Source organism: Pectobacterium betavasculorum (genome assembly GCF_000749845.1).
GTDB classification, from domain to species: Bacteria; Pseudomonadota; Gammaproteobacteria; order Enterobacterales; family Enterobacteriaceae; genus Pectobacterium; species Pectobacterium betavasculorum.
Map to the genome: position 1 here is coordinate 34187 of NZ_JQHM01000003.1, position 12300 is coordinate 46486.

The following is a 12300-nucleotide window of genomic DNA, read 5'->3' on the forward strand; positions in this document are numbered from 1 at the left end:
AGTAACAATCCTGATGCGGGCGGTGCCATATCTGGCCACCGCCCGTTTTCCTCTTTTATAAGCTGCCCGGCGTCCTCTGCCGTGGCGTCAGCGTTTTTCCACTGCGCGACAGATTGTCCATTTTCACCTGGAACGGTGGGAAAGGAAGCTCCAGATTGTGCTTGCGGTAGTTTTCCAGAATCAACTGATGTAGTTCGTGGCGCAACGGCATGCGGTGTCCCATTTCGGCAGCGAAAATACGCAATTCGAAAATCTGAAGACCCTGTTGCAGGTCGACCAGAAAGACTTCAGGCTCCGGCGTATCCAGAATCAATGAACAACGCTTTACTGCATCCATCAATAGTTCCGTGACTTCCTGACTGTTCGCGTTTGCCGGTGCTGGTACCGTCATGACGACACGTGTGACAGAGTCCGACAGCGACCAGTTGATAAATTGCTCGGTGATAAAGGCCTTGTTCGGCACGATGATCTCTTTGCGGTCCCAATCTGAAATGGTCGTCGCACGTGTGTTAATGCGCATCACGCTGCCGGTGAGATCGCGGATTGTGACGGTATCGCCAATACGCATGGGTTTTTCAAACAGAATGATCAGGCCGGAGATAAAGTTGGCGAAGATTTCCTGCATGCCGAATCCCAATCCCAGACCGAGAGCGGCAACGAGCCATTGTAGTTTCGACCATTCTATCCCGATAAGCGAGAAGCCCATCATGCAGCCGATTAACATCAGAATATACTTACTGATCGTGGTAATGGCGTAGCCGCTGCCCGGCGACAGATCCAGATGTTGCAGGATCGCCAGTTCCAACAGTGCGGGAAGATTACGTACCAGCTGTGCGGTAATAATGAAGATCAGAATCGCGATCAATACAGATCCCAGCGTAATCGCCTGCACGCTCTCCACGCCTTTAACCGTGCTGGACACATCCCACAGGCTGATATTCTCCAGAAACGCGAAGGCCGAGTGGATTTCTGACCACAGCGCGATCACCGAAACCAGTGCGATCAGCGTCAGAATGGATCGTACCAACTGCAAGGATTTGGCGCTGATGGCATCCAGATCGACGACGGGTTCTTCCACCGCTTCCGAGCTGCTTTCATGGGATGACGCAGACTGCGTATCTTCTTCACCTTTGGCACGCTGTGCCAGAATTTCCGAACGTCGTTGCTTGGCGCGGTCGAAGGCGATGCGACGTCGCTGAATCAGCATCCAGCGGCGAATAATGTGGTAAACCACCAGCAGGAAGAACCAGATGGAGACGGAGGTTTCCAGTCGCGCTAACAGCGCCTGTGCGGTCGCCAGATAGCCGATGCATGAGGCCAGTGCGGCAACGAGTGGCACACCGATCAGGATGTTCCACATCGCACGGTTAACAGAGTTTTCTCCCGAGCCTTCTTTATCCAGATACAACGGGATACCGGCGCGTTTTAATCCGGCGGTGACCAGACTCAACGCCATACAGAGAAGGATGAAGCAGAGTCGCCCCAGCGTGCTGGAGAACTCGCGATCGTTGAGTTTATCGAAAGTAATCAGCGCCATAATCAGCGGCACGATAAAGGCGATGGAAAGACGATAATAGCGCATCGCTCTGGCTACGCGTTCCGGCGACCAGCGGAAGTGGACAATGAACAACCCCTGCGGATGCGAGAAGGAGGCGCTGATCATCACCAGCCACATCAATGGCACAGTAGCGGTCACGCTGTCGCCGATGGCAACAGCAATCGGGTAAGGCCAGGCGTTTTGCAGCCCATAGCCAAGTGCTGCCCAAAGCACAGGCAGCGGCAGGGCGGTAAGGATGGACCAGAATACCGTCCGCAGCGTCAGCATGAAGTGATCGAGCGTGACCTTGCCGACACGGCTGCTGGCACGTTCCATAAATGCATGATAGTGACGGCGGGAACTGATGCTGAAGCCAACCAACAGCAACGCACCCAGCAGCGGCAGCACGGTTTCCTGACTGGTCACCATCATTACGAGTGCGCTACCCATCTGCGTCAACGTATCCAGCGACAGCAGGCGCGTCAGATCCTGCACCAGCTTGAGCGGATAGGAGAATGTTACGGGTTCAACATCAGCAACCCAGAACAGATCGCGGTGGGCCGCTTCGCGTGTTTCGGTTAATGCATCCGCCAGCTGGTTATTGGCGACTTTGAGTTTGGTGAGTTCGAGTATCTGTGAGTCACAGCCGGAAATCAGTGAAGTCAGCAGATCGCGCTGGGTACGCATCTGATCGGTCAGAATTCGCAACTGTGCACTGGTCAGCGGATCGCCATTATCCTGTTTAGCGCTATCAAGATCTTGCGGTTTATTGATCAGGTCTTCGAAGTGCAAGCGCTGTACACGCAGTTGCGCCATATCGCTGTCCAGCAACTGTGGCTTGGGCATTTCAGGCAGGCGGGCGATCTGTGCCCGTAACGTTTCCCCCAATATCGGTGAGACACCGAGCCACTGCGCCTGTTCGCGAATGGTGCTTAGCGCCTGACGAACCTGAATAGTATGCGTTGCTGCCTGACGCTGCTGAGAAGCGATAAGATCCATCCGCTGCGCCTGTTGATTCAGCGCGACGGATAGCTCGCGGTTAACCTGTAGCTGCTTGCTGATAACGGTGGGTAAATCGCCACTTTGTTCAGCGAGAAACTCTGTGCGTTCTAACGCTTGTTCGGCTTCACGCTGACGCAGGTTGTTGAGTCGGCTGCGTAAATCCTGTTGCAGTAGATCCAGCCTGTCGTGACGCTTTTTATATAGCTCGACGCGTAAACGTGACAGCTCCTGACGGTTGCTAGCTGAAAGCTGCGCCAACTCCAGTTCATCCACTCGGCTTTTGCGCAGTGCGGATTCGGCCTGAAGCGCGGCGAGTTGCGCTTGCCCCAGCGGAGTAGCGGGCGTGCCGAGAGACTGAATACGGCGTTCCGCATCGCTTTGCATGCGGCTGGCTTCCGTTTGCTGTTGCGGAAGCTGACTCAGTGAATCGCCGATTTCCCGCAGCCGATCCTGTTCCTGCTGAAGCTGGCGAGCCTGCTCCAACAACTGACTGCTCGTTTGCAGTAACTGCTGTTCGAGATCGTTGCTGGAGAGACTTTCTGAAATTGACTGCGGCTTTCCTTCTTCGGCATTAAGCTGGCGACGCAGCTCCTGAACGAACTTGGGGAAATCATCAATGACGCGTTGATACTGTGTGGCGCGTTCCTGCGCCTCTTTACGATCCTGTAAGGTATTCAGCGCAGCCTGATATTCCTCGACGATTTTCGCCTGATCGGCTGCACCTTTATTGGCTTCAGCCTGCTGTAGCTGCTGGCGTAACTGTGCCTCATTGGGCGCAGTGGCAGCCAACGCGGCAGTCGATAATAAGCATCCCAGAAGAAAAGTCAGAATCAAACGCACGTTAGCTACCTTTTACAAACAACACTTTTACAAGCGACTAAAGTCGGACATTATTTACGGCGCATCGGGCTTGTGGCCCGTTTGACCGGATAGTTCTGCCACAGGATTTTTCCCGTCAGCCTGAACAGGCTCAGACGTTACAGCGACAGACGGTTGTACTGCGTCGTTTTCTTCCAGCTCGGTTCCTTCCGGGAAGACAACGGGCGTTTGCTCATCCTGACGGACTTCGGCAAACGGTTCACCCATACGCGTCACGCTCAGGGTATTCAGATGGGCAGCAAACTGGAGATGATTGCCTGCGGCAAACAGGTTAATCACGGTTGAGCCCAGCTTGAAGCGCCCCATTTCTTCGCCTTTCGCCAGCACGACTGCGCCTTCTTCACCCGCTTGCGGGTAAGTCCAGCGCTTGATGATACCTTCGCGCGGTGGCGTCACCACGTCTGCCCACACGGTTTCGATGCTACCGACAATGGTCGCTCCCACCAGAATCTGCGCCAACGGACCAAACTCAGTATCAAACAGGCAAATGACGCGTTCGTTACGCGCAAACAGATTCGGCACATTATCTGCCGTCAGCAGGTTGACGGAGAACAAGTCGCCTGGGACGTAAATCATTTCGCGCAGTACGCCGTCGCACGGCATGTGCAGGCGGTGATAATCACGCGGCGAAAGATAAATGGTGGCAAACAGGCCGTCGCGGAACAGATCGGCCATCACATAGTTGCCAGCCAGTAGCGCTTCCAGCGTGTAGTCGTGGCTCTTAGCCTGAATCAGTTTGCCGTCGGTAATCGGGCCAAACTGCGATAGCACGCCGTCTGCGGGCTGCACCAGACGATGCGCATGCGGATCGACAGGGCGAATGCCAGGACGCAGCGCGCGAACGAAAAATTCGTTAAACGTGCGATAGGAAGCGGTATCTGGTTGCAACGCTTCCTGCATGTTGACGTTGTATTGGCGGATAAACAGATCGATCACCAGCTTGGTGAGTTTCCCCGCACGCTTGTTTGCTCCCCAGCCCGCTAAGCGGGTCATCCAGATCTTGGGAAGCCAATACTGTAATTTGATTTTGATACTATCCAGCACAGTGAGCCTCTTGGATTAATAGTGCGCCATAAAACAGTGCTTCACAAAACAAAGCTTCACAAAACAAAGCTTCACAAAACAAAGCTTCCAGGGGAACACGCTGGACACCGCCGACGGTAACCTAGAAAGAAGGTGAGCGGATTCACTTACCTTCAAAGGGGGCGCATTGTACCGACGGTCATGATAAATGTCAGTTATCTGTATCTGAAAAGCCTTTACGTGTTTTTACTTGCGCCATGCTTTCCAGAATCCGGTGATAGTTATCAAAGCGCTCTCTAGCAATATCTCCGCGTTCACGTGCGGCATTAATCGCGCAGCCCGGATCGTTTTCATGTTTACAGTCGCGGAACTTACATGAACCGATGTATTCCCGTAACTCAATGAAACCACTAGTAACCTGCTCTGGTTCCAGATGCCATAGGCCAAATTCGCGTACGCCCGGTGAGTCGATGACGTCGCCGCCGTGCGGGAAGTGATAAAGCCGGGAGGCAGTGGTGGTGTGTTGTCCCAATCCTGAGTTATCGGAAACCTCATTTACCAGAATGCGTTCTTCACCTAGCGCAAGTAGCGCGTTAAGCAGGCTGGATTTCCCTACGCCTGATTGTCCGGCGAAAATACTGATACGGTCAGTGAGTGCTTGCTCCAGTTCGGAAATACCCTGTTGGGTATGGCTGGAAACCATTAACACGCGATACTTGAGCGCGCGGTAAATATCCATCGATTTATCAACTAACTGGCGGGATTTGTCATCCAACAGGTCAATTTTATTCAGCACGATAAGCGGTTCGATCTCCAGCGTTTCGCAGGCGACCAGATAGCGATCGATGATGTTCAGCGACAGTTCGGGCAAGATCGCTGAGACGATCACGATCTGATCGATATTGGCGGCGATCGGTTTAATGCCATCGTAATAGTCGGGGCGTGTCAGGACTGAATGACGAGGATGAACGGCTTCCACGATCCCGCTGATGCCAGCGAGCGATTCATGGCCGGGACGCCAGACGACGCGGTCGCCCGTTACCAGCGATGAAATGGTCCGACGAATGTTGCAGCGATGCACTACGCCATCAGTGGCTTCTATATCGGCATGCATACCGAATCGGCTGATGATGATGCCTTCCTGTGCATCTCCCAGTTGGCTATCTTCCCATTCGACTTTGCTTTCCGTTTTTTTCAGGCGACGCTGGTGGTTTGCGCTAACCCGACGCTGCTGACCTTTCGACAGTTTCTTTTTGCTCACTGAGCCTCACTTAAGACGATTTATCGTTCACGGCAGTGCGTTATCGCCCGCTGTGTTTTAACAGACTATACCCGTCATACTTCAAGCTGCATGTGCGTTGGCTTCCTCGCTCACCTCAGTCACTTACTGGTGTAAGCTCCTGAGGATTCACTGTGTCGCCGCCTTCCTGCAACTCGAATTATTTAGGGTGTATAATACACCCTATTTGATTTTAATTAACTGATACCACCTTGTCGGTATCAGCATTGAGATTGATACTGGTATCCTTGTATCGAAGACAGGGCACAATGCAACAGGAATTCCCACGATGGTAGATGAAAATAACCTGATCTGGATCGATCTTGAGATGACCGGCCTGAACCCGGATCACGATCGCATTATTGAGATCGCAACATTAGTTACGGATGCAAATCTGAACGTGTTGGCCGAAGGACCGGTACTGGCCGTGCATCAGTCGGATAGCCAACTGGCGTTGATGGATGACTGGAATGTGCGCACGCACGGTGCCAGCGGCTTGACGGATCGTGTCAAAGCCAGCACTGCGGATGAACGTGCCGCCGAGCTGGAAACGCTGGCGTTTCTACAAAAATGGGTACCGGCGGGTAAATCACCGATCTGCGGCAACAGCATTGGTCAGGATCGCCGCTTCCTATTCCGCTATATGCCAGAGCTGGAAGCCTACTTCCATTACCGCTATCTGGATGTCAGCACGCTCAAAGAGCTGGCGCGACGCTGGAAGCCGGAAATCATGGCGGGTTTTAAGAAGCAAGGCACGCATCAGGCGATGGACGACATTCGTGAATCACTGGCGGAACTGGCCTATTACCGTGAGAATTTTCTGCGGCTGTAGGTTAATCAAGACGGTTAGGGCGTGATGTGCCGCGCGATTTTGCTGTTATTTACGCCATGATGTCGGTTTTATCAGCAGTCAGACGATTTTTCATTTTCGGGGGCTTGCGGTTAAACGGATTTCTCGTATAATGCGCACCCCATACCGATGAAGAATTTCAATTAAAGAACTTCAACATTGTATGTAGATTTCCCGAGCGGGAATAGCTCAGTTGGTAGAGCACGACCTTGCCAAGGTCGGGGTCGCGAGTTCGAGTCTCGTTTCCCGCTCCAAATTTTATCACTGTTTGTTACCATACAAGCCGTGTGCAGTAATCAGACGTAACGCCTGTTATTGTCTGTCCGATATGCGGGAATAGCTCAGTTGGTAGAGCACGACCTTGCCAAGGTCGGGGTCGCGAGTTCGAGTCTCGTTTCCCGCTCCAATCTTTTAGTTTCTTTCTTTAATTCAGTATCCTTTTCTCTGTTGATGTATAAACGCCGCTAAAGGCTTTCTGCTTTCTTCATCGCCTAAGAAATCCATGTTGTACGCTGGGTTATATCTCTGGGCTGTGCCTTGATCGTTGATATCGTAGATAAATCACTTTATTAAATACTTAGTCTGGTTATATTTATTCTGATTCCTGTTTCTATTTTATTTTTATGTCGGTTTGATTTTGACGTAATATTAAAATTTGACTATGTTTATAACCAGAATGCATTTATAAAAATCACATCGTTTAAAATGACCAAGATTGTTATTTTTTTAGTAATTTTTTCTATTCGACGCTATCTGGGGAGTGTTATTTAAACTCCATGAGGAATTTCGGTTATTTATTTAATAAATAATGGATTGTTATCATGGATCATATGGTTATCCCTACAGATAAAAGAGGATGGAAAAATGAATGCAATGAGTAGCACTATTTTACACGTTATAGCAACGGCGACGCTGGTGATGAGCGGTTTTGCTCAGGCTGATGACACGGCAAAAGCACATACCGGAAAAGAGCAAGTTGAATTAAAACATATTCACGCTGTCCTGCAAAATGGAACGCCCAGCCCGCAGCACGATGCGATGTGTGAGAAACAGCTGAATATACCTGAATCCAAATATGTTGGCATGAAAGTGACAACAGAATATAACATTAATATCCAGTCAATGATGATGTCGGCAAAATCCATGTTCCCTTCGCCACACAGTACGCAACAAATGGAATTAACAGCTGAATTATCCGCTTTGGGGCTATCTGATAGCTATTCATTTGGTGCATTTAGTCCCAGTATTTTACCTGAGGCTAATATTCTTTTCTCTGTCGATAAAAAAATGAAAAACCCTGTTAGTACTTTCATGATTATTAATAAAGACGAAAGTTACAATTGCGTTATTAGCAGTTCAAAGGATGGCCTAAGCAAAGAGGCAATGAAAAGCATTGAAATGAAGAAATAGTAATTTTTTATTTTCTACCGTAGATTGCAGGCCGCAGTCTGCAATCTACGGCTATGCATGTAGCTCAGGCTGCCATTCAGTGGTTGACGGGTGAATTGTGTGGGAAAATAGAATGCTGATCGCTGCTGCTTTATGGCTCGGCTGGGCGGTTTCATTTTGCCGTAGAACGTTTTCTCACAAAACCACCAGTGAGTGCCGAGCATAATGTTACCTGTTTGTATAAGAATGTGGTGGTATCATCTCTGTTCAGATGGCCTAATTTAGTGTGTTACTACATTCCGTGTGTTACGACGGGTCAGCGTTACAGGTAAATAATTATTTTGAGTGCAAATCGAACCCATCCCCGTCTCTCCGCGTGCTAAAGTTCCTCGCACTTGCGACAGCCGCGTTTCTGACCTTACTAACTGAGATCATCCCGACAGGACTACTCAGTTCGCTTGCTACGCAGCGCTGGGGCGAGTGTGTTTCCATAGGTGATGGTCAGGCTATTGACACTATCATTCATCGTTGTGATTCTGGGTGTTAACCGCGCGCTGACGGCTGCGAAGCCAGCGCAGCCGTCTCCACCAAAAGCGATTCCTTGATTTCGAGTAACCAATATTTATGAAATACCGCCACTTCCTGTTTGACCTTGACGACACGCTGCTGGACTTCAAAGCCTCTGAGCGTCTTTCGTTCGCGCGCACGCTAACAAACCTTGGCATCGATATTGAAAACACGACCCTGTTTGCAGACTATCAGCGTGAGAATTCCCTGTTATGGAGCAAGTTCGAGAAGGGGGAAATCACCAAAGATCTACTGAAAGTAGAGCGATTCCGTCGCACTTTCACCCTTCATGGCCTTGATATCGATCCCCATAAAGCGAGCCGCCTCTATTTAGAATGCTTGACTGAAACCGTGGTGTTGGTGGACGGGGCTGTCCAGATATGCGAAGCGCTTGCCGAGATCGGTGAGGTTGGCATTATTACCAACGGCATTGAGTATGTGCAGGCGAAGCGGGTAGCGAACTCGGGGCTGGCAGATTGGCTCACGTTCGTTGCCTCCTCTGAGGCTTGCGGATTCGCAAAGCCGGATGCGCGTTTCTTTGAGTTCTCGGCCAGCAAGTTCAGCACGTTTGATAAAACCAAGACGATCATCGTGGGCGACAGGCTTGATGCCGATATCCTGGGAGCGAACCTATATGGCATAGACAGCTGTTGGTTCAATGCAAACGGAGTCGCCAACGATTCGGATATCGCGCCAACCTATGAGGCCGCAACGCTACGGGATGTATTCACGCAGCTAAGCGCCAAGTCTTAACACGACATAACGTGCATTCGACGACAATCATCATGATTACCCCAGTGGGTTGTCGTCGCTTTCCTCTGTGAACTCAGTTCGCTAATCAACATTGCTTCGCTTCTCTCTGACCGGCTCCCGCCATCTTTTGCATCACTCGTAATGCATTTTTGTAACGTTTTGCCTTTTTTTGGTGCGTCGACTCCTGTCAGAGCAGCGTGTTTACGGCATTTCTACGGTGTCAGGAATCATGGCACGGCCTGTGCTTAGTCTTATATACCATCTTGTGTACAAGATGGAGCGACTCAGGTAATCGACCTGATCGGTTTTTTTCAGGCTGGTGATTATCAGCCGTTGTTAGCTCACCGTTGAAGGGGAACACAATGAAAAATAACAATGACAAGATCGATCGTAAACGCAGGCAGCTAATGAAGTGGTCAGCGGTTAGCGCAGGGGCGCTGACGCTAAGCAACTTGCTGCCGGGCGTCGCTTTAGCCGCAGAGGGGGAAGAGATCCGCATTGGTTACTGGCCGATTGTCGGCGGTTTGCCTTTATATGTGGGCGTTGAACGCGGCTTTTTCAAAGAGGCGGGATTGAATGTTCGCGCCGTGAAATTCGCTAGCCCGCAACAGATTGTCGAGGGCATGATCACGGGGCGTATACACGGCTGTGCCAACGGTACGGCCACTGGCGCGTTGGGATTAGGGGCGATTACCTCCCCCGGTCTCTTCAAGATTATCTGCTCAAATCCTTCTAACCATCAGATGGTGTTGGATGAATTTCTGGTGCCGCTAAACAGCGATGTAAAAAGCATCGCAGAACTGAAGGGCAAGCGTATCGCCTGTGGCCCCGGTATTCAGAATGTGGTCATGACGAAAATCATTCTGGAGAAAAATGGCTTTACGGCGGATGAGCTGCGGGTGACGGAATTACCCGTTGGGCAACATGTGGCGGCGCTGGCCGCTGGTCAGATTGACGGCGTTTATACTCTGGAACCCACAGGGACTGTCGGGCGGTTGAAAGGACTGTCGCGTACGCTGGAGACGGGAGTGATCTCACGCTATGTGCTCGGTAACCCTGATGCTCCGTGGTTTGGTGGTGCGGCGGCGTTAAATAGCGGTTTTATCGAAAGTCGCGCTGCTGAGGCGAAGACCTTCACACAGGCCTATGCCAAATCGGTGCAGTTTATTCAGCAGAACCCTGATGCCGCTCGCGAACATATTACCGGTTACACCAGTATTGAAGCTGAACTGGGTAAAGAGGTGCCTTTGCCGGGGTTTGTCATGTACGACGAGCTAAAAGGCGACAATCTGGCATGGTTCCAGAAGTTTTATGACGTGTTCACTGAAAGAAAAATCTTCCGGCAGCCGGTGGATGTTAGCAGCCTGATTTATCAACCTTAAGAGGGGATGCGATTATGCGTGAGCATTGGACGTCTAAATTATTACCCGCTGTCGGCCCGATTTTGCTGTTTCTCTTTTGGCAATTGGCGGTCAGCGCGAAATGGTTGAACCCCATTTTATTACCGTCGCCGGTCGATACGTTGAGCTATATGTTCCAGTCCTTTGCGGATGTCAGCATGCGTACGGATATCGGCGCGACGCTATACCGTACGCTCGCCGCATTTGGCTTTGCTGCACTGATTGGCGTGCCGCTGGGCGTGATTCTGGGCAGCAATGAAAAGATTTACCGCAGTCTGGAGTTTCTGATCGATTTCTTCCGTTCTACGCCATCATCAGCGCTGATTCCGCTATTTTTGCTGATTTTCGGGATAACCGACGCGAATAAAATTGCCATTTCAGCTTTTGCAGCCGTGCTGGTGATTCTGTTCAACAGCGCGTATGGCGTGATGAATGCCAAGAAAACCCGTCTGATGGCGGCACAGGTGATGGGGATCTCCCGCTGGCATATTTTTAAAGACATCATGCTGCTCGAAAGCCTGGCACAAACCTTTGTCGGCCTGCGTACCGGTGTGTCGATGGCGTTGGTGATCGTGATTGTCGCGGAGATGTTTATTGGTTCTGAAACGGGGCTGGGGCACCGCATCATTGATGCTCAGCAGGTGTTTAACATTCGGGATATGTACGCTTCTATCCTGATTACTGGCGCACTGGGATATTTGCTTAACGTACTGTTTTTAGTCGCAGAAAAACGAATAGTTCACTGGAGTGGCAAAGCATGATGACATCTCGTACCGCGCAAGTGGAAAAATTGGATACGCCGTTGCCGCCTTATCCGGCACCGAACACTCACGTGACCATCCGCGGCTTGAACAAGTCGTTTGCGGGTCAGCCACTTTATACCGACCTGAATCTGGATTTGCCGCGCGGTAAGATCGTGTCTATTTTCGGGCCGAACGGCTGTGGTAAATCAACGTTGATGAACATGATTGCCGGGCTGATTCCCGTCGATAGTGGCGATATCTTGTTTGACGGCAAAACGCTGGCGGAAACCAGAATTGGGTACGTCTTTCAAAACTATCGTGATGCACTTTTTCCCTGGATGAGCGCCTGGAAAAACATTGCCTACCCGCTGGTGCGCAGTGGAATGCGAAAACAGGATGTGCAGACGCGCATGGATGAACTGATTGCGATGTTTGATATTCGTTTCGACCTTCAGCGCTATCCATATGAACTGTCGGGCGGGCAGCAGCAAACGGTGTGTATTATGCGGGCGCTAGCGACGGGGCCGGAGGTCATGTTTCTGGATGAACCGTTCTCGGCGCTGGATTTTGAAATGACGCTGTTCATCCGCGACAAGCTGCAAGAGGTTCAGTTGGCAACTGGCGTAACGATGGTCATCGTGTCACACGATTTGGAGGATGCGGTGTTTCTGGCGGACGAAATCCTGCTGCTGACGCGTCGGCCAACGACGGTGTCGGAGATTGTTCCATTCGATTTAGCGCGTCCACGCGGGGCGGAGGCGATGAGCGATCCTGAGTTTATTCGCGTCAAGGCGCATACGCTGGAAGTATTCAAACGCGAAATGGCTGCATAGGGAACACCGCTCTGGTTTTCTGTCTCCCAAACGGCAATAGGTTTG

At 51.0% G+C, this 12300-nt stretch carries 9 protein-coding genes and 2 tRNA genes; 8 read left to right on the forward strand and 3 right to left on the reverse strand.

The window, feature by feature from the left end:
• Positions 1-55: 55 nt before the first annotated feature.
• The 3 genes from mscM to rsgA form a co-directional block, all read right to left on the reverse strand.
• Positions 56-3379, reverse strand: coding sequence for a miniconductance mechanosensitive channel MscM (gene mscM, locus KP22_RS10240; protein ID WP_039324111.1), 3324 nt, complete (start codon positions 3377-3379; stop codon positions 56-58).
• Between the two features lie 54 nt (positions 3380-3433).
• Positions 3434-4462: an archaetidylserine decarboxylase gene (asd, locus tag KP22_RS10245; protein WP_039324112.1), complete on the reverse strand. Its 1029-nt coding sequence runs from the start codon at positions 4460-4462 to the stop codon at positions 3434-3436.
• A gap of 190 nt (positions 4463-4652) precedes the next feature.
• Positions 4653-5702, reverse strand: coding sequence for a small ribosomal subunit biogenesis GTPase RsgA (gene rsgA / locus KP22_RS10250; RefSeq protein WP_039324114.1), 1050 nt, complete (start codon positions 5700-5702; stop codon positions 4653-4655).
• Between the two features lie 307 nt (positions 5703-6009).
• Here rsgA and orn point away from each other — a divergent pair, with 307 nt between their 5' ends.
• From orn to KP22_RS10290, 8 genes are all read left to right on the forward strand, one after another.
• A complete protein-coding gene (gene orn, locus KP22_RS10255) occupies positions 6010-6552 on the forward strand; it encodes an oligoribonuclease (protein WP_039308982.1) in 543 nt (180 codons plus the stop codon).
• A gap of 196 nt (positions 6553-6748) precedes the next feature.
• Positions 6749-6824 (forward strand) — tRNA-Gly (locus KP22_RS10260).
• A gap of 76 nt (positions 6825-6900) precedes the next feature.
• A tRNA-Gly gene (locus KP22_RS10265) sits at positions 6901-6976 on the forward strand.
• Positions 6977-7434: 458 nt separating this feature from the next.
• Entirely contained in the window at positions 7435-7980 is a 546-nt protein-coding gene (locus tag KP22_RS10270) for a hypothetical protein (RefSeq protein ID WP_039324117.1), read from the forward strand.
• A gap of 603 nt (positions 7981-8583) precedes the next feature.
• Positions 8584-9279, forward strand: a complete 696-nt coding sequence (locus KP22_RS10275) for a YjjG family noncanonical pyrimidine nucleotidase (RefSeq protein ID WP_039324119.1) — start codon at positions 8584-8586, stop codon at positions 9277-9279.
• Between the two features lie 362 nt (positions 9280-9641).
• Complete coding sequence (locus tag KP22_RS10280; protein ID WP_039324121.1) at positions 9642-10661, forward strand: ABC transporter substrate-binding protein; 1020 nt, start codon at positions 9642-9644, stop codon at positions 10659-10661.
• A 14-nt stretch (positions 10662-10675) separates the two neighbouring features.
• Positions 10676-11440 carry an ABC transporter permease gene (locus KP22_RS10285; RefSeq protein ID WP_039305422.1) on the forward strand — a complete coding sequence of 255 codons (765 nt, stop codon included), beginning with the start codon at positions 10676-10678 and terminating at the stop codon, positions 11438-11440.
• Entirely contained in the window at positions 11437-12255 is an 819-nt protein-coding gene (locus tag KP22_RS10290; RefSeq protein WP_039324123.1) for an ABC transporter ATP-binding protein, read from the forward strand. Before KP22_RS10285 ends, KP22_RS10290 begins: the two co-directional genes overlap by 4 nt.
• The last annotated feature ends 45 nt before the right edge of the window (positions 12256-12300 follow it).